The sequence below is a fragment of the Nocardiopsis baichengensis YIM 90130 genome, from assembly GCF_000341205.1.
Taxonomy (GTDB): domain Bacteria; phylum Actinomycetota; class Actinomycetes; order Streptosporangiales; family Streptosporangiaceae; genus Nocardiopsis_A; species Nocardiopsis_A halophila.
On sequence record NZ_ANAS01000009.1, the window covers coordinates 341,980 to 361,430 of the forward strand.

Annotated in this window: 7 protein-coding genes; 1 reads left to right on the forward strand and 6 read right to left on the reverse strand. The window is 70.6% G+C overall.

Features of this window, described 5'->3' with window-relative positions; translation table 11 throughout:
* Positions 1–8: 8 nt before the first annotated feature.
* From C892_RS0110145 to C892_RS0110155, 3 genes are all read right to left on the reverse strand, one after another.
* On the reverse strand, positions 9–3,965 hold the full coding sequence (locus tag C892_RS0110145) for an Eco57I restriction-modification methylase domain-containing protein (protein WP_017557089.1): 3,957 nt from the start codon (positions 3,963–3,965) through the stop codon (positions 9–11).
* A 1-nt stretch (position 3,966) separates the two neighbouring features.
* A complete protein-coding gene (locus tag C892_RS0110150) occupies positions 3,967–7,164 on the reverse strand; it encodes a DEAD/DEAH box helicase (RefSeq protein WP_017557090.1) in 3,198 nt (1,065 codons plus the stop codon).
* Positions 7,165–7,323: 159 nt separating this feature from the next.
* On the reverse strand, positions 7,324–13,563 hold the full coding sequence (locus C892_RS0110155) for a protein kinase domain-containing protein (protein WP_017557091.1): 6,240 nt from the start codon (positions 13,561–13,563) through the stop codon (positions 7,324–7,326).
* Between the two features lie 297 nt (positions 13,564–13,860).
* Here C892_RS0110155 and C892_RS0110160 point away from each other — a divergent pair, with 297 nt between their 5' ends.
* Positions 13,861–15,549, forward strand: a complete 1,689-nt coding sequence (locus C892_RS0110160) for an N-6 DNA methylase (RefSeq protein WP_040685361.1) — start codon at positions 13,861–13,863, stop codon at positions 15,547–15,549.
* A gap of 41 nt (positions 15,550–15,590) precedes the next feature.
* Here the strand turns inward: C892_RS0110160 and C892_RS0110165 are convergent, their stop codons facing one another.
* From C892_RS0110165 to dapF, 3 genes are all read right to left on the reverse strand, one after another.
* Positions 15,591–17,294 carry an ABC transporter family substrate-binding protein gene (locus C892_RS0110165; protein WP_239647328.1) on the reverse strand — a complete coding sequence of 568 codons (1,704 nt, stop codon included), beginning with the start codon at positions 17,292–17,294 and terminating at the stop codon, positions 15,591–15,593.
* Between the two features lie 113 nt (positions 17,295–17,407).
* On the reverse strand, positions 17,408–18,379 hold the full coding sequence (locus C892_RS0110170; protein WP_017557094.1) for an ABC transporter permease: 972 nt from the start codon (positions 18,377–18,379) through the stop codon (positions 17,408–17,410).
* Positions 18,376–19,206 carry a diaminopimelate epimerase gene (dapF, locus tag C892_RS0110175; protein ID WP_026124279.1) on the reverse strand — a complete coding sequence of 277 codons (831 nt, stop codon included), beginning with the start codon at positions 19,204–19,206 and terminating at the stop codon, positions 18,376–18,378. The genes C892_RS0110170 and dapF overlap by 4 nt, the downstream gene beginning before the upstream one ends.
* Positions 19,207–19,451 lie beyond the last annotated feature (245 nt).

Genomic DNA, 19,451 nt, shown 5'->3' on the forward strand with positions numbered 1-19,451 from the left:
GCCTGGCGTCACCGAGCCTCATGCCGCAGCCCCTGCCCCGGCGGCGGCGTGAGCTCAGAGATGAAGTTCTCCCCATCCACAGGAGGACATTGGACAGATATACCGCTCTCCGCCATGCGATCATAAATCCTCAAAATGAGTTCCATTGTTCGATAAACCCCGTATTTAGCCTCATCTTTTTGTTTCACTAGCGAAAAAGACTGCAAAATATACTCTGCATCACTTCGACTAACCCCGTAAAGATGAAGCATAAATGCATCAAGTTCAGAGCGCATGACCATTCGACGTTCATTGTTCCAAATAAATGGACTGCCTTCCATTCCAATATCGCGAGCAAACCCCTCTAGAGACCATGACGTATAAGTCAACTCCGCAACTCGACTAACAACAAAACTCTCACATTGGCTGACGATTTCCGGAGGCACCACCGGAAGTTGGCGCATATAATTCATAGTCAAATGCGTTCCAACAATCTTCTGGCGCGCAATATAATCGAGAACAAAAGATGAAAGTATTGCCACCAACAGTGGAGCCCGAGAAGGGGATTCAATGAGAGCGAGTGGAAATGTATTCGCCAACGCCGATCGCGGAACAATTGCAGGGATAACAGTCCGTTCGTCTGTTGCTCTGCAGATGTCTCGCCAACCAAGCATCCACGAACGGTCCCACCTACCTTTCAAGCGGTTATCCACGACCTCCGCTGGAACCCAGTAACGCGGAACAGCCTCCGATTTCGGGCTAGTACGATTCACCTCATTATGTCCCCCGCGAGACGACCATCTGTGGTCGAAGTGATGGGCCATCTTTGCTTCAAAGACTGGATAATATCCATCTTTACATTCTTCAACAAGATCCTCTGCAGCATGAGAAAGATGCAGTACTTCAACATACGAAAACCCCCAGGGATTCTCACCCCTATTAGCATCAACCAATACTGGGAATTTCTTGTGAATGTTTAGCGAAATTTCTGCATCGCGCCGCGTCTCGAACACTGGCAGCGTTCCCGTATTTGGGTTGACCAGCGCGATCTCCTCTGGCGGCATGGTGAACCGCCTCCCCGGGAGGTCTTCCATATGGCGCACACCGAACGCGAACTGCGCCGTGTCCACCCTCGACTCCCTGCCCGTAGCCGAGAGCAGGCAGAACCGGAAGCTCTTGTGTACATCGCGGCTCAGCAGGGATGCTTCGTTTCCGAAGTCGAAGAACGACGCCAGTCGCCCACTCGACAGCAGTGACGAGAAGAACGGTGCCGTCGTCGCGTCCGTCGCGATCCCCGTCGGCAGCACCAGTCCGAAGGAGCCTCCACCGCTCACGATCGTGGCGGCCGTCTCCGCGAACACCGAATAGGTGTTCACGTCCCCCCTGCCGGTCAACGGGTACCGCCCCGAACCGCGCAGCAGCCAGCTCACGCCCTCCGAGTTCCGCTTGGCGCGTCCGAACTCCTCGTACAGCTCGCGGTCCGCCTCCTCGTCGCTGTCGGCCAGGGCCGCGATCATCTCGCCACGCTTCGCGGCATTCTTCGCGTTCGCGATCGCCTCGTCCCGCTGGGCGAAGAACTCCTGCTCCTGCAGCTTCACCCGCTCCCACGGCGGGTTCCCGAGGACGCAGTCGAAACCGCCCGCCCATCCGGTTTCCGGATTCACCCCCGCGCCGTCCTCCGGGACGGTGAACACGTCGGGGAACTCCAAGTGCCAGTGGAAGAAGCGGTACTGCTCCCGCAGGCGGTCGATCTCGGCGTGCGTCTCGGCCGACGCCCCCGCTCCCTCCGGGTCCTCCAAGGCACGAAGAACGCCATGGGTCACCGGCGGCGGGGCATCCGGGGTCTTCCACCACACGAACGCCGCACACCACGCATCGGCGACACGCACCGCCCGCGCGTACTCCTCCTCCGACTGCCACCGCTCGAAAGCGCTCGCCTTCCTCCGTACCGCCTGGAGCGAGTCCGCGGAGCCGTCGGTGATCCGCCGCAGGCCCGACGCAAACCGGGTGTTGGCGACCTTCACCGACTCGTCGAGGTCGAAAAGGCTCCCCTGGCCTCCCCGCTCCTTCTCATTGGTCTTCTCCAGGAACCGCGCGTGCTTCCTGTCGTCGCCCTCGATCGGCTTGAACGCCTCGTCCGGAACACCGTCCCGCAGCAGCACCGGTGTCACGCCGGCCAGCGCGTTCCCGTGCTTGATGTGTGCGTCCAGGAAGTCGAGCGGCTTTCCGGGCTCCATGGCCTCCAGCCATAGCGACACCTTCGCCAGCTCTACGGCCATCGGGTTGAGGTCCACCGCGTAGATGCAGTGGCTCACCACCTCGTGTACGGCCCTGCGGACCGCGTCGACCGTCGGCTCCGGGTTGTGCTCGCGCACCGCCGCGACCCGCTTGGCGATGCGCCGCGCGGCCGCGACGAGGAAGTGTCCCGAACCGCACGCCGGGTCGCACACCTTGAGCCCCAGCAGCTCATCGACGATCGTGTCCGCCGGGTCGGGCCGCCCGGCCGCCGCGGCCTTCTTCTCACCCCGCTTGACCGCATCATCGATCACCCGGTCCAGCGACGAGTCCAGCAGGCAGTCGATCAGCGGGGACGGCGTGTAGTACGACCCCGTGGTCTTCCGGGAATTGCCCGCGACCGAAGCCAGCTCGAACGTGCGGTCGGCCGGGCTATGCCGGGGGACGAGTTCCAACAGCGACTCGTAGACCGACCCCAGCTCCTCGGCGTCCAGGTTGCGGTAGTCGATCGCCCTCCAGCGCCGCGATTCGGGGTCGCGGACCTGCGCGAGCTGCCGCACGGCTCCCAAAAGCGCCTCGTTGGAGAGCTTGGCCCCCTTCAGGGGCGCATCGGCGTCCGTCTCGTCGAAGAGCCCGCCCAGTCCTGGAAGGCCGAGCGCCGGAAGGCCCTCCTCCCTGCCCAGGGCGTTCAGGACGAGCGTCAGTCCTTCATAGAGGTCGTGGTGGGCCGTCCCCCGGCGCCGACGCGCGTGTCCGCGCAGCCGCGCCGTGGAGAAGTACTTCCGGTAGCGCTCGCGTGCCTGCTCGGTGGCGTCCGGCGAGTGCAAGACGTTCCGGTCCTCGGCTACGAACAGGAACAGCAGACGGTACACGAGCCGGAGCAGCGCCCCGTGGAGCTCGCGTGCGTCGACGTCCTCCCGGAGGCGCGTATTGGCCGGGTGCTGGAGGAAGCCCGTCCCCAGCAGGGTGATGGCGTTCTGCACGCCCTCCCTCAACTGGTCCAGCGCCCTCGTTCCGGACGAAATGGCCTCACTGCGCCACTTCTCCAGCCAGCATGACGACGGCCCGCCGTCCTCCCGCTCCTCGAACCGCGAGGCGTGGACCAGCCGGTACAGCAGCGCGAACTCGCTGAACAGCTCGCCGTCGAAGATCGCCTCAAGGTCGAACTCCACGTACGCCGCCGTCGCCAGCGCGCTGGAGTCCCGCAGCAGCCGGAGCTGCCGCCCGTTGGTCACCACCGCCCACAGGTGCGCCGACGACCGGTTCAACGCCTCCTGCACCAGCGACTGCGGCGGCACGGTCCCTGCCCCGCCGGGCCGCTTGTCCAGGTCGTGGCTCCACGCCGCCACGTGGATCGGCACGTGCTGCCACAGGTGCGACACCGCGAAGCTCTTGCCGCCGTCGTCGGAGGTGATTCCCGCCCCCGGCGCTCGGACGATGCGCCCGAAGCCCAGCTCCTCGAAGAGCGGCCCCAGCCAGCTGGTCACCGCCAGTCCGGTCGCGTCCACCGGCGGGTCCTGCCCCGGCGCAAGTGGAAGCGTCCTCCGCAGCTCTTTCCACACCGACTTCAGGTATTCCCAGCGCCGCTCGCCCTCGTCCCCCACCGACCTTGCGCCGTAGACTCCGTAGTCGGCCGGCTTGGCCCCCGGGACGTCCCTGCCCTCGGCGATCCGCAGCAGCATGTCCGCCGGCAGCAGCCCGCCGACGGTGTGCACCGCGGAGAAGACCTGGTTGCGTGCGATCGCGGACATCTCAGACGTCTCCCTCAGCAGCTCCGGCCGCCTGCGCGGCGCTCGTTCCCGTGGGGCTTCCTCCTGCTGCTGTGGCCCCGGAATCGGCGTCTCCGGCGACCGCGCCCCCTCCCGGCTCCTCGCGCTCCGCGGGCAGGTACACGTACACCCCCAGCACGTCCGCAGGCTTCTGCGCCTCGACCCGCAACCCGCGCCTGATCTCTTGGGACGCCGCCCGCACCCTGCGGTGCGACTCGGCCAGCTCCGCCGCCAGCTCGTCGCCGTAGGCGTCCAAATGCTCCTCGACCGACCCGAGGTCGCCCAGGATCCTCGCCATCGTCCGCTCGCCCATCGTCGGCGCGGTGTTGGCCACGGCCTCGGCGTCCAGCAGCGCCAGCGCCTCCTCGCGCCCCAGCCACTCCGCCCGGGACGGCGCCCCCGCGAACGCCAGCATCCGCGCGTCCTCCGCCACCATCTGCCGGGTCCCCGACCGGGACGGCAGCGTCAGGTGGAACCGGTACCGCACCAGCAGCAGCGTGGTCCTCCGGTCCACCGCGTCCGTGCGGATCACCCCGCACCTGCGCGCCGGGCGCGGGCCCGTGCCCGTCTCGTCCAGCGCGCTGTCCAGCACGTGCGCCGCGACCGCCCCCACGACCGGGTCGGTGCGCACCAGAGCCGCCTCCCCACGCGCCACCGCCGCCGTGTCCCGCAGCGCGAACGGCTTGCCCTCGGACACCGCCTTCTCGCCCACCAGCGGAGCGAGCGCGTCGCGCAGCCCGACCGGGGTGCCGGACACGTCGGCGGTGAACCCGTCGGCGCCTTCCTCCAGCTCGCCGTCGCGCAGCGGCCGGAGCAGCGCCCCCAGCCCGCGCAGCGCCTCCTCGGCGAACTCGCGGACCTCGCCGCTGCCGCCGAGCGCGGCGCGCACCGCCGCCACCTCGCGTGCGACCTCCTCGGGGTGGATCGCGCGCTGGGCGAAGCGTGCGCGGGAGGTCTTCTCCCGGTCGGCGGCCGACTGCCACTCCTTGTCGAGCGCCTGTCCCCGCGAGGTGATCTCCTCCGCGCCGAACAGGGCCTCCTGCTCGCCCTTGGTGGAACGCATCAGCAGCCACTCCACGATGGCGTCGGTGACCTGCGCCGAGGACTCGTCCGGCACCGACACCGCGATCCCTAGGTCCTTGCGGATCTGCCGGTACTTGCGGATCAGCACCTCCAGCACCTTGCCGTCGATGCCGTTGTCCTCGCCCCACAGGGTGATCACGCGCACCTCGTCGCGCTTCTGCCCGTACCGGTCGACGCGCCCCTCCCGCTGGTCGTGCCGGGTGGGGTTCCACGCCAGGTCGTAGTGGACGACGGCGTCGAAGTAGTGCTGGAGGTTCACACCCTCCGACAGGCAGTCGGTGGCCACCAGCACCCGCCGGACCGGGGCGCCCTCCTCCCCTTCGGCCTTGCGGGCGGCCTCGGCGGCGGCCTCCTCGGCCAGCTCCTCGATGCGCTGGACCCGCTGCTGGGGCGACAGCCGCCCCGTCACCGACCGGACGGTGCTCTTCCACCCGTTCCTGCCGCCCTTGTCGAGCGGGCTCCTCTTGCGCTTCTGCTGCTTTCCGTCGTCGTCGGGGTCGTCCGGCCCGCCCGCCAGGTACTCGGCCACGTACTCGGCGGTGTCGATGTACCGGCAGAAGACGATGGGGTTGTAGCCGTCCTTGAGCAGGTCCTTGAGGTGGTCGATGAGCTTCTTGAGCTTGAGGTCGCCCTCCGGCCCCTCCAACTCGGCTGCCCGCCGGGCGAGCGAGGCCAGCGGGGACCGCGCCCCGTCGCCGTCCTCCCCCGGCTCGCCGATGCCGACCGCCGCGATGTCGGCCTCCACGCCGGCCTCGGCGCCGCCCTCGGTGGCGCTCCCGGGCACGGTGTCCATGCCCTCCATGGCGTCGGCCTCGGCCGAGTCCCGCGTCAGCGGTGCCCCGAGGGCGTCGGCCTCCTCGGGCGTGGCCGCCTCGGCGGCGGCCGAGCGGGTGGTGAGCGTCTTGGCGGCGGCCCGCGGCGAGGACACCATGGACCGCAGCAGCGCGATCGCCGACCACCAGGCCACGCGCGCCTCGCGCCGCCCTTGCCCCCGTCCGCGCTCCACGCGCTCGCTCGCGTAGGAGATCGCGTCCTCCAGCAGGGACCGGTACTCCGGGCTGAGCCGGTAGGTCTCGTCCTTGAAGCCCCGGTCGCTGGGGAACGCCGTGCTCTCGGCGAGGCTGTCGTCGGACAGCCCGCTGTCCTTGGTCAGGAAGCGGCGCACGTCCGCGCGCTTGCGCTGGACGAAGTGGCGGGCCAGCAGGCGCCGCCCGGCGTCGGTGTCGAAGTCGGCGTCGGCCAGTTCGGGGTTGACCAGCCCGAGCAGGTTGCGGAACGCCTCCTCCTTGCCGCTGTGCGGGGTGGCGGTCACCAGCAGCAGGTGCCGGTCGGCGTCGGCGGCAACGCGCTGCAGCAGCTCGTAGCGGAGCTGGTTCTGCCGCGAGCCGGTCTCGCTGGAGGCCACGCAGGTGTGCGCCTCGTCGACGATCACCAGGTCCGGGCAGTGCCGCACGAAGTCGTCCCGGTGCCGGGTGGACTTGATGAAGTCGGTGGAGATGATGACGTGCCGGTGCCGCTCGAACAGCGACTGGCCCAGGTCCAGTCCGCGCTCCAGCCGGGAGACGGTGGAGGCCAGCACGAGTTCGGCGTCGATGTTGAACTTGGTGCGCAGCTCCTCCTGCCACTGCTCGGCCAGGGCCGGGGAGCACAGCACCGCCAGGCCCCGGGCCTCGCCCTGCTCCAGCAGCTCGGAGGCGATCAGCCCCGCCTCGACCGTCTTGCCGATGCCCACGTCGTCGGCGATGAGCAGGCGCGCGGTCTCCTGGCGCAGGGCCATCAGCAGCGGCACGAGCTGGTAGGCGCGCGGCTGCACCGCGATCCCGCCCAAGGAGCGGAACGGGCCCGCGCCGGAGCGGAAGCCGATGCGCAGCGCCGAGCGGAGCAGCCCGGCCGCGCGCGCGTTGCCCAGGTCGTGCGGGGACGGCGGCGCGAAGCTGGCCGAGCCCACCTGCTCGAAGGCGGGGAAGAGCGCGGCCACGTCGTCGTCGCTGCCGCCGAGGGGGCGCAGCACCAGCATCTCGGGCTCGCTCTCGGGGAGCACGACCCAGTCGCGGCCCCGGGCCGACACCAGGGTGCCGGGGGCGAATGTGGCGGTCATGAGCGTGGGGTCCTCATCGTCTCGTCTGCTGTGCACGATCGTGGCATCTCCGGGAACGGATGCGGGCGCGCCTGCCGTTGAACTCGGGGGATTGGACGCTACCGGCGCGGTTTTAGCGTCGCTTCTCCCGAGATCGGCAAGGAGACGGCCCGCCGGGGATCAGCGGCGGGTTCCGGGGCCGAAGTAGTCCTCGAACTCGCGGATGGTGCGCTCCCAGTCGCCGTCGTAGCGGAAGCGCACGACCTCCCACCCCGCGTCGAGGAGGCGGTCCTCGGCCTCGGCGTCCCGCTCCGCGATACGGGGGGCGTCGTGGACGGGCCCGTCGACGAACACCGCCACCGGCACGTTGCGCAACCGGTACACGAAATCGGGACGCGCGGACGCTTGCGGCACGTACACCTGGGTGTCGTCGGGCAGCCGGTACCCCCCCTTCTTGAGGAACTCGACGAACCGGTCCTCCAGGCCGCTCTCCGTGCTCGCCTTGAGGCGCTTCATCTGGTCGGTGCGGCTCTCGCCGCGCCCGGTGGTCAGCACCTCGGCCTCTGCGAAGCGGCGCAGCAGCTCCCGGATGAGCCTCCGGTCGATCGCCGCGTGGTGCCTCTGGTTGGCGTAGGTGAGCAGGCAGTCGTAGCAGCCGCGCGCGCAGGGCCGTTCGGCGTCCTCCCCATCCGGGGTGAGGTGGCAGACCTCCATGGCCCGGCGGGCGGCGCGGGCCATGGCGTCCGGCTCCTCGCGCAGTCGCCGCAGGACGCCCGCGCCGCCTTCGGCGGCCTCGGTGAACAGCATCCGGTCGCGCGGGGCGTCCTCGGGCGGGAGGAGTTCGGCGGTCAGCTCTGAGTCCTCCAGCTCGAACTCGGCCTCGATACCGCGCTCCAGCGCGTACATCAGGGTGAGCGCCGTGTCCTCGTCCAGAGCCTCGTCCAGGTGGACGACCGCGATGTTGCGGCTGTCCTCGACGAAGGGGATGACGCGCTTCTTACGGCGGCGGTCCTCTCCGTCCTCGGCCGAGGGCAGCTCGTCGTCGTCGCCGACCGCCAGTGTCGCCTTCTTGGCACTCAGCCACTCGCCGGTGGAGGGGTCCAGCCAGAACCCATCCGGCTCGTCCTGGTTCTTCTTCGTCCGCCTGTGCCCCAGGTTGGAGATGCGCACCGTGGCGGAATCCCCGTAGTGCAAGCGCGCGATGCGCTCTCCCGCGCCGTCGGAGACGTCGGCGTCCTGCCGCCCCTCACGGTCGCCGTGCTGGGCGAACCGATAGGAGGTCACCAGGCGGAAGCCGGCCCGGCGCCGCTCCTCCTCGTCCGAGGAGATCCGCTCACGCTTCTGTGTGTAGACGGTGTGCAGCTTGAAAAGGCCCTCGGTGGGCGCCCCGAGCCGGGCGTCGCAGAGCGCGCAGCGATCCTCCCTCTGCTTCTCGGCGTGGTGGTATCCGCACCGCTCGCAGCGGAACGAGCGCACGGTGCGCAGGTCTCCGCTCTCCTCAGGAGGCAGCTGGACGCGCGTGACCTGGTATCGGGCCCCCTCGTGATAGATGAGGGCGCCTGGGCCGAACTCCCGGATCGCCACGAAGCGCGGGCGCTGGAGGAAGTCCCCCTCGTTGTCGTAGACGGGGCCGGTGGTGGGGATGTAGGCCGCGAGGGGGAGCCGGGGGAAGGAGTACCCAGGAAGGAACCCCTCTCCGGCCAGGTACCGGTAGGGGTTGAAGTCGCTCAGCAGCGACTTGCTGTCCTGGCTCTCGTTCTTGAGCAGGGTGATCTGCGTCTCCGCCTCCCGCCTCCGGTTCTTGGCCCGCTGACGGTCGCGCTCGGTCAGAGTGCTGTCCACGATCCGCCGGTGCTGTTCGGCCCGGTCGACCAGCGCCGCCCGGTACAGGCCGCGCCAGCGGTCGAAGGCCCGGTCGAACCGCTCGGGCGCGGTGCGCACGGTCCGCTCCAGCCAGCGGTCGTCCCACCAGACCGTCTGCGTCTTGAGTTCGGCCTCCATGCCGGCGAGCATCGCTCGTGCGGCGGCGATGGCCCTGCGCTGTGCGCCCTGCTCGTGGACGGCCGCACGCACGTTGTCGTGCAGCACCAGCGCCGGGGCGGGGATCCGCGCCTCATCGTCGTAGGCCGTGTCGATCACGTGGGGGATGCTCTGGCCGAGCGCCTGCCCGGTCTCGGCGAGCCAGATCGCCTGTACGTGAGCGGTGAGCAGGTCCTCGTTCTTCAGGTCCAGGCGCGGCGGCTGCACGGCGCCCGAGACCATCAGGTGCGAATTGCGGAAGTAGTAGTGGTCGTGGCTGTTGCCGGTGGCGCAATAGGTGGTGACCAGGGCGGGCTGCCCGCTCCGCCCGGCACGTCCGCTGCGCTGGGCGTAGTTGGCGGGCGTGGGCGGCACGTTGCGCATCATCACCGCGTTGAGGCTGGCGATGTCCACGCCCAGTTCCATGGTGGGCGAGCAGTACAGCAGCTTCAGTTCGGCCTCGGCGAAGCGGCTCTCCCGTTCCTGCCGCTTCTGCGGCTCCACCTGGGCGGTGTGCTCGCGGGCCTCCATTCCGCGCAGCTCGTCGGCCACGTGCTCGTACAGGTCGCGGAAGTACGGGTTGACCCGCGGCCCCTGCCCCGCGGCGTAGGTACGGCGGACGGGGTCGGTCAGCCCTTCCTTGCCGTCCCCCGCCTTCCAGACGAGGCAGTGGGCGCTCACCCGGTACCCGGTCGGCGCGTCGGGCTCGCTACGGCGGTAGCGGCCCGCACGTCGCCGGGGCGCGGGGCCGACCTCGACCGCCTGGCCGCCGTCGACCAGGGTCTTCAGGAGGTCGGCGATCACGGTGTCCAGGTCGTCGGCGCTCACATCCTCGCCGAAGAACTCCCGTTTGAGGAACCTGCCGAAACCGCTGCGGCCCGACAGGTGGAGCGCGGAGCGTTCCTGCCCCTTGCGCGCCGGCCCCGGATAGGCGGTGCCGGCCCGGGGCCGGTCGCCGTCCTCCAGCCTCCACGCGCCGGTGAGGCGTTCACTGCCCCGCCTGAGGGTGTCGAAGTCGTCGCTGAAGTACCGGACGTCGATCGCCAGCGCACGGCGCATCTCATCCATGAGGACGCGCAGCATCCTCTCGCGGTCGCGCGGCGCGGCGTTCCGGAGGTGGTGGGTGCGGCCCTCCCACTTGTGCTCCTGGTCCGCCAGCCAGTCCAGGCCGGTGTACTCGACCCGCAGCAGCCCGGTCTGCTCCAGGTTGGGCATGGTCACCCGCCATCCGCGCTCCAGGTCCTGGTAGAGGCGGAAGCCCACCACGTCGCGGAGGCTGTCGGCCATGCGGACGGCCAGGCCCGGGGCGGGATCGGGGTGCGCCATGTACTCGTGCGGGTCGGGGTTCAGCGCCCCCACCACGCGCGTGGCCAGATGGTCGTACTCCAGCCCCTGCTCTCCGGCCTCGCACAGCGCCCGGTACAGGGCGCCCCGCAGGCGGACCACCTGCACGAAATCGTTGAAGTGCCCGGCCTGCAGGGAGGCGTCCTGCCGGTTGTCGACGAAGGTGAGGAGCTTGCGTGCCTTGGCCGAAAGGGCCTCCTCGGGCGCGCCCATGAGCGAGCGCACGATCGACGCGGAGATCACGGAGGTCGCCGAGGAGCGGCCCTCCTGGTCGAGTGTGGCCAGTTTGGCGAAGTCCCGCCCGCGCCGCTGCTGCTCGTAGGAGACGCCGCAGTTCAGGCAGAACATGAAGGGCGCCGGAAGGTAGGCGGCGCGCAGCTCCCCCGTCCCCTCCCGGCCGGTGGGGTCGACGAGCACGGACCGGGGCACGTGCCCTTGGAGCGAGGTGCGGATCCGCGCCGTACCGCCGTCGTCGGTCTCCAGCCACGAGTCGGGGAAGAGCCCGTTCTCCACCGCCTCGGCGGTCCTCTCGGGCCACGGTTTGAGCTCGGAGACGTACAGGTATCCCTCCTCGGGGTCCGAGAGCCGGTCGCCTCCGCCCTTCGGGGAGCGATGGACCGTTCCTTCGGCCGACCTGCCGCGCACGACCATGTGGTACTCCTGGCCGCATTCGCGGCAGAAGGCCAGCGGGAGCAGGATCTTGCCGTCCGACCCGGGCAGCTCCAGCTGATAGTCGCGGGTCATCTCCCGGACCCGGGGGTCCTCCAGGGTGACGTAGACGGTGTCGCCCTTGGAGAGGAACTGGTGCAGTCGGAAGGCGAAGATCGGCCGGGGTTTGAGAGGGCTGCGCGCCTGGGCCCCCGCCTCCAGCGTCGCGTGGACGGCCTCCACGCAGCGGCCCTCGTCCGCCCCGGTCGCCTCGGCGAGGGTCCCGGCCTCGCGTTCGACCGTGGTCGGCGTCCTGCGGACGAGCCGGCCGCCGCTCTCCTCGACCCCGAACCGGGTCTCGATCCACCGTGCCAGGGGGTCGCGGTACAGGTCCTCGTAGCCGAGCGGGGGGCTCTCGGCCGTGATGCGCTCCGCGGGGACCTCATGGGCCTGCAGGGGACCCTCGGTGGAGCGGACCAGGGTCTCGGTGATCACGTCGGCGGGGTGGACGGCCGTCCCGAAGAGCGTGGACGCGACCTCGGCGACCGCTTCCCTCTGCTGCTCGAGCGTCCCTTGGGTGGACATGGTCGCGGAGGTGCCGATGCACTGCACGCCGGGCGCCCGGCACGCCTCCCGGACGCGGCGGATCAGCAGGGCGACGTCGGCCCCCTGCCGTCCGCGGTAGGTGTGCAACTCGTCGAAGACGAGGAAGTCCAGCCCCTCCGCCATGCCGATCAGCGACGTGCGTTCGGTGGGGCGGGTGAGCATCAGCTCCAGCATCACGTAGTTCGTGAGCAGGATGTCGGGCGGGTTCTTGCGGATCTCCTCGCGCTCCGCATCGGACTCCTGGCCCGTGTACCGCTTGAAGGTGACCGGCTCGTTCCCCTTCCCGTAGCCGTGGACCAGGAACTTCTCCAGTTCCTTCATCTGGCTGTTGGCGAGGGCGTTCATCGGGTACACGACGATGGCGCGCACCCGTTTGCGGTGGGAGCGCCCCGCCCGGCCCTCCTCGTCGCGCTCGCGCAGCACCCGGTCGACGATGGGCACGATGTAGCCGAGCGACTTGCCCGAGCCGGTCCCGGTGGTCAGGACATAGGAGCCGCCGCGTTGGGCGGCCTCGATCGCCTCGCGCTGGTGGCGGTGGAGCGAGAGCTGGCTGCCGTCGCCGCTCCGGCCGTCCTCGCCCTTGCCCGCCTGGAAGACGCGGGCGCACTCGGGGTGCAACAGCCCTTCGTCGACCAGTTCCCCCATGGTGCCGCCGGAGGCGAAGGAGGGGTTGAGCGACAGCCACGGGTCGGGCCACTGGACCTTGGCGTCCATGGCGTCGGCGACGAAGTCCTTGATCCGCTGGTCGCGGATCACGGTCCCGCTCCCGGTGAACTCCCGGTACTCGCGGATGAGCCTGTCGTGGACGTCGAAGACGTCCATGACGTTCGGCGGAGCGGAGGCCGCCGTCCGGACGGCGATCTCCCGCTCCGTCCTCGGGGCGGCGTCGACCGGGAGGTGGTAGAGGGGGTTGTAGGCGGCCCAGTCCGGAACCCCGTCATTGCCCTCGGCCAGTGGGAGCAGGGCGTCGCGGAGCTCGGCGGCGCTGCCGGGGCGGTCCTTGGGCAGCTTCGCCAAGAGCCTTTCGATCAGGTGCACGAGCGGCGGCGGGAGCTTCGGCCTGCTCACCGTGATCGGCGGCGGAGCCTTGCGCATGTGCTTCTCGCCGAGCTCCTGGGGCGAGCCGGTGTCGAACGGCGGGGTACCGGTGAGCAGCTCGAACAGGATGCACCCGAACGCGTACAGGTCGGCCGCAGGGGTCACCTCGGACTGGCGGAACTGTTCGGGGGCCATGTACTTGGCCGTGCCGAGCGTGGTGCTGGCGCTGGTGAGCGCGGTGACACCGGGGTCGATGAGGCGCCCGATGCCGAAGTCCAGGACCTTCACTCTTCCGCCGCGCACCAGCATGATGTTGGCGGGCTTGAGGTCGCGGTGCACGATGCCCTCCAAGTGCACCGCGTGGATCGCGTCGGCCGCCTGTGCGCCGATCGCCGCGATCCAGGAGAGCGGAAGACGGACCTTCTCATCGATCAGCGCCTGCAGCGGAACGCCGTCGAGCAACTCCATCGCCAGGTAGGGGACATATGCCCCGTCAGCCGTGTCGACCCCGCCGTCGATCAGCCGGGGGATGCCAGGGTGGTCGAGCCGCTCCATGATGGCGGTCTCCCGCAGGAACCGGCGGGCGGCCTTGTCATCGCGGTCGACGCTCGCCCCGGTCCGTGTACTGAGGATGCGCTTGAGCGCGACCCGGCGGGCCGGAGAGGCCGCCTCGGCCAAGGTGTCCTCCGCCTCGCGCACTTCGCCCATGCCGCCGCGGTCGATGAGCCTTCCCGGCCGGAACCGCCCCGCCACCAGTCGTGCCATTGCTCTTCCCAACTTCACTGCGGGTCCGCCGCCAGGGCACCCGACATCTCTCGGGGACGATTCACAGACCCACCCGAGCATATTCACGTGTTTACATAGCTAACGTACTATCGAGGATGGTGGCGCACAACCCTCGCTCCCCACTCTGCAGTAGGACTCTTTCACTCTCCTTACGGAGCACACCCGGACCACTCCGCGTTCCGCACTGCCCCGGCGCGGTGAGAGCATCGTTGCCTGTTGGCGCGACAAACACGACCAGGTGTTCGATTCCGGGGACCTCGCGTGTACTGTGACCCCATGGAGAGCAGCACTGTTAGCGGCGGCGACCAAGACCCCGGAGACCGCCGCGTCAGCGCGGCCGACATCGCCCGAATGGCGGGAGTGACCCGGGCGGCCGTGTCGAACTGGCGGCGCCGGTACGAGGACTTCCCGGCCCCTATCGGCGGCAGCACGTCCAGCCCCCTGTTCTCTCGGTCCCAGATCGCCGCCTGGCTGGAGGCCACCGGCAAGGGCGCCGACACCTCCGACGAGGTCCGCCTCTGGAACGACCTGCGCGGCACCTACCCCGATTCAATCGTGGCGGGCATCGCCGACGTCGCTGAGCTCTTGGACGGCGGCGCCCCCGAGCACCTTCCCGGCGAGGCAGCGGAGACCGCGCGCCGCATCGCTGACGAGACCTCGCCGTCCGAGCTGCTGTCCGCCCTGGCCGAACGCCTCTCCTCAGCCGCCGCGCGCACAGGCGGGGACAGCTCCACCCCGCTTCCTCTCGTGCGCTATGTGGCCGAGCACGCCGCTCCCACAGCCCGCTCCATATACGACCCTGCGTGTGGGACCGGCTCACTCCTATTCGCCTGCGGGGCCCCCGACGCCTGCCGGGCCGGGCAGGACGCCGATCTAGAGGCCGTCCGGTTGACCAGCACCCGCGCGCGCATCGCTCGCCCCGGCGCCCAGACCCTGATCCATACTGGCGACTCCCTCCGCTCGGACGCTTGGGAAGGCGCCTCCTTCGAACTGGTCGTGTGCGATCCGCCCATCGTCGGTCCGGACTGGGGCCGCGAAGAGCTGCTCATGGATCCGCGTTGGGAGTCGGCCGTGCCGCCGCGCGCGGAAGGCGAACTCGCCTGGCTGCTGCACTGCTATGCCCACACGGCCGCGGGCGGAACCGCCGCCGTGGTGATGTCCCCGTCCGCCGCGCACCGGCGCACCGGCAGGAGGATCCGAGCCGACCTGGTCCGGCGCGGACTGCTCACCGAAATCGTCGCCCTGCCCGCCGGCTACGGGTCAGGCCACTCCCAGCCCGTCCATCTGTGGATCATGCGCCGCCCGGGACCCGACAATGATTGGGCCACACGTGTACGCATGACCGACCTGACCGGACAGACTTCCGTTCCGAGCGAGGACGCAGACGCAGCCGAAGCACCCCGTGCGGACGTCTCCCTGGTCGACCTGCTCGACGACACCGTCGACCTGACGCCCTCACGCTGGATCACGCCCGCGACCGAGGACTTCGCCGCCGCCTACGCTGATGCCTGCGACACGCTCCGCAAATCGGGGACGCGCCTGTTCGACTCCCTTCCCGTCCTCACGACCGGCACCGGCGAGATCCCCGGCGCCGCAGTGCGCGTCTCCGAACTCGTCGAGGCCGGCCTCGCCGAGATCGAGGGGCAGCGGATTCGTTCGCGCAGCGACCGCCTGGACGAGGACTTCCTCAACGGATTCCTGCACTCACCTGAGAACACGCGCAGATCGACCAGCACCAGCGGGACCTTCCGCACCGATTCGCGATCGGCGCGGATTCCCCAGATGACGGTCGAGCAGCAAAGGCGGTTCGGAGAGGTCTTTCGGGCACTGGAGGAGTTCGAGCGCCAGGCGCGGATCGTCGCCGAATCCGCCGGCGAGGCGCTACGGGTCGCCCGTGAGGGACTGACGAGCGGTGCCCTCGACCCCGATGGGAACGGCTCGACGGACCGGCCCGCAGAAGGCTGAGGAGCGGCGGAATCGGACCTGGCGGCCCAGAGGGCCAGGGCTCACCGCTTCACGTAACCGATGTCCTCGTACTGGTGGGTGCCGAAGCCCGGGGCTCCGATGTTGGCCAGGTTCGAGCGGACGGCCATCATCTGCGGGCGCTGGTACAGCGGCAGGGTGTGGCCCTCCTGCCAGAGGAGTTCGTCGGCCCGGTTCACGGCGCGCAGGGAGGCCTCCTCGTCGAGGGCCTCCAGGGCCTCGTCCATGGCCCGGTCGATCTCCTCGGAGGCGATGCGGCCGACGTTGGAGCGCCACTCCGTGCCCTTGGGCCCCTCTACGGGGGAGGCCCACTGCGGGAGCGACTTGGAGATCGGGAAGCGCCCCCCGGTGTTCACGAACGCGACCATGTCGTAGTCGCCCGGCAGCACGTACCGGGAGAACAGCTCGTCGCCGCCCACCTGCTCGATGTCCACGCCGACACCCACCTCGCCGAGCATGGCCTGGGCCATCTCCGCCTCGTCCTGGGCCGGGCGGAACCCTCTGGGGACCAGGAAGCGCAGTTCCAGGCGGGTGCCGTCCTTCTGGCGGATCCCGTTCGCTCCGGGCTCCCAGCCCGCCTCGTCCAGCAGCTCGGCCGCGCGCTCCGGGTCGTGCCCGCCCCACCGGCCGCTGTTGTCGGTGTAGCCGGGCTGCCCCTCCAGCAGGAAGTGGTTGCCCAGCGGCTCGGCCTCCATGCCGAGCCCGCTCAGCGCCGCGTCCACCATGGCCTGCCGGTCCACGCCGAGGAACACCGCGTGCCGCACCCGCCGGTCCTCCAGCAGGGGGCTCTGCCCGTTGAGCGTGATGTGCCGGTAGTCCGGCCCGAGCGCGATCCGCACCTCGCCGTCGTTCGCGGAGTTCGCGCGGGCGAAGGACCCCGCGTCGACGGGCAGCGCGTAGGCGTCGATGCCGCCGTCCAGGAACGCGCTGTCCAGCCCCTCGGGGTCCATCGCGGTGAAGACGATCCCGTCGAGCACGGCGGGCTCCCCCCACCAGCCGTCCCAGCGCCGCAGCTCCAGGCGGCGGGCCCCGTCGTCGACCCCGGCCACCTCGAACGGCCCGGCGGTCACCGGGATGTCGCCCCGGTAGGCGTCGTCGAAGGCCTCGGGGTCCTCGGCCACCGACGCGGGCAGCAGCGGGGAGAACAGCGAGGGGTACTCCGAGAACGGCTCGGAGAACTCGACCACCGCCTCGTACTCGTCGGCGCCGGGCCGCACCTCGGCGATCCGGTCGTAGCCCACCTCGCCCAGCACCCGGTACCCGTCGGAGGCCCCGTCCAGCGCCTCGGCGGTGGCCCGGTAGTCCCGCCAGGTGATCGGGGTGCCGTCGGACCAGTGCGCCTCGGGGTTGAGGCGCAGCGTCAGCAGCTGCGGCCCCTTCCGGCCGGCCTCGCGCACCTCGGCCCCGAGCACGTAGTCGGGGTCGGGCCGCGGCCCCTCCTTCGGGTCGGTCTCGAAGGGGGTGGGCAGCACCGCGTCGGTGACGGTGCGCACGGTGGCCAGGTTGCCGTCGGCGTGGTGCGGGTTCCACTGCGCGGGGAACTCGTTGATGCCCCAGTCGAGGGTGCCGCCGGGCTCCAGGTCGGCGCGGTCGGCGGCGCCCACGTCGACACCGGCGACGGCGGTCGGCCGGGGGCCGTCGCCGTCCTCCGCGGGCGAGCAGGAGGCGGCGCCCACCGCGAGCGCACAGAGCAGCGCGGCGGCGCGCCGGGCGCGTGCCTGACCCACGTGCACCCCTTTCGGATGGTTCCCCCGGCGGAGGGCGGCCGAGAGTCCCGTCGCGGACGAAAGCCGCGATTGGAACAATCCGGAAATACTACTGCGAATCCGCCCCGGCCGCCTCAGCTTCGGACCCGCGGATCGATGAGTATTCGCAGCGTGTCGGCCACCCCACCCGCGGCGACCACGCACGCCGCCCCGAAGGCGCACGCCGCGGCCGCCGCGTTCACGTCTCCGTCCTCCACCGCCTCCACCAGCATCGCGCCCACACCGTGCCGGCCGAAGACCCGTTCCACGAACACCGCACCGGTGAACATGGCCGCAGCGGTGTAGGCCACGTAGGTGGAGGCCGGCACCAGGCTGGTGCGCAGCGCGTGGGAGCGCAGGGCCCGCCCCCGGGTCAGCCCCTTGGCGCGGGCGGTGCGCACGTACACCGACCCGGCCTCGTCGGCCATCAGACCGCGCTGGTACCGGCTCACCACCGCCGCCAGCGGCAGAGCCAGGGCCACCGCCGGGAGCACCATGTAGCGGATCCGGTCGACCGGCCCCGCGCCGGGCGGGGGCTCGCCCGCGGTGCGCAGCAGCGCCTGGCCCGCCGCGTCGTTGATGCCGACCGCCAGCGTCTGCAGGACCACCGCCACCACCAGCGGCGGGACCGAGATGAGCACGACCGCGCCCAGAGTCGCCGCCGTGTCGCCCCCGCCGTCCTTGCGCGCGCCCGCCCAGGCGCCCCAGGCCACCCCGCCCACCGCGCCGAGGACGGAGCCGAGGACGAGCAGACGGGCGCTGGCGGCCGCGCGGTCGGCCAGCTCGGGGCCGACCGCGCGCCCGTCCCAGGTCTGCCCGAGGTCGCCGGTCACAGCGTCCGAAGCCCAGTGCGCGTAGCGCAGGACCAGCGGCTCCCCCGGGTCGAGGTTGCGCTCGGCGAGCTCCTGGCGGACCACTTCAGGCGACGGGCGCGGCTGCTGCGCCGCGTAGTTGCCCGTCGGGTCGAGCACCGCCGCGCTCAGCAGATAGGCACAGCTCGATGCGGCCGCCAGCAGGCAGGCGTACCCCGCCAGCCGGCGCAGCAGGAAGAGCGCCGACCGGCTCACCCCAGATGGACCTGCCCTTCGGCCACGATGACGGCCGGGCCGCGCAGCCGCGCGCCCTTGGCGTCGAGGAGGACGAGGCACTCGCCGCCGGGGACCCGAACCCTCCAGGTCGCCCCCTGGCCCGGGGCGCCCGCGGCGCGGTCGGCCGCGACGGCGGCGGCGACGATGCCGGTCCCGCACGAGCGGGTCTCGCCCGAGCCGCGCTCGTACACGCGCATGTCCAGCACGCCCTCGCCGACCGGGGCGACCACCTCGACGTTGCCGCCCGCGGGGAAGGCCTCCGGGTCCAGATGCGGGGCGGCGGTGAGGTCCAGCCCGGCCACCGGCCCGTCGACCATGCAGGCCAGGTGCGGGTTGCCCACCGAGACGCGCAGCCCGCGGACCTCACTGCCGTCGGCGAGCCGGGCCGTCCCTTCGCCGAGGACGTCGGCCCGGCCCATGTCCACGGTGACGTCGCCGTTCTCCTCGACGTCGACGCTGCGCACGCCCGCGCGGGTGCCGACGTCGATGCTCCGGCCCGCGATGAGCCCCGCGTGCAGGAGGTAGCGGGCGAACACCCGAACGCCGTTGCCGCACATCTCGGCGACGCTGCCGTCGGCGTTGCGGTAGTCCATGAACCACTCGCAGTCGGCAGAGGAGGCCGCCGGACCGGTCAGACTCTCGCCCAGCGCGCGCGTGCGGACGACCCGCAGCACGCCGTCCCCACCGATCCCCGCGCGGCGGTCGCACAGCCGCGCCACGAGGTCGGCGGTGAGGTCCAGGGCACCGTCCGGGTCAGGGAGGATCACGAAGTCGTTCTCGGTGCCGTGGCCTTTGGCGAAACGCATGGAGATCATCCTAAGGCGCGATCGGTTGCCTCAGAGACGAACCGGGCGAGGCCGATGGAGCGACGCTCCAACGACGGCCGGGGAGCCGGTTCCCGTCGCGCCGCACGGCGTCCGACGTGCGGCGATAGAGAGCGACGAGTGGTGGGAAAACCGCGCCGGATGACAGGTGCGAGTCGGGATCCGCGGGAGGGGCGGACGGTTTTCACGGACCGTCGTGCCGTGCCTCTGTGCCGTGCCTCTGTGCC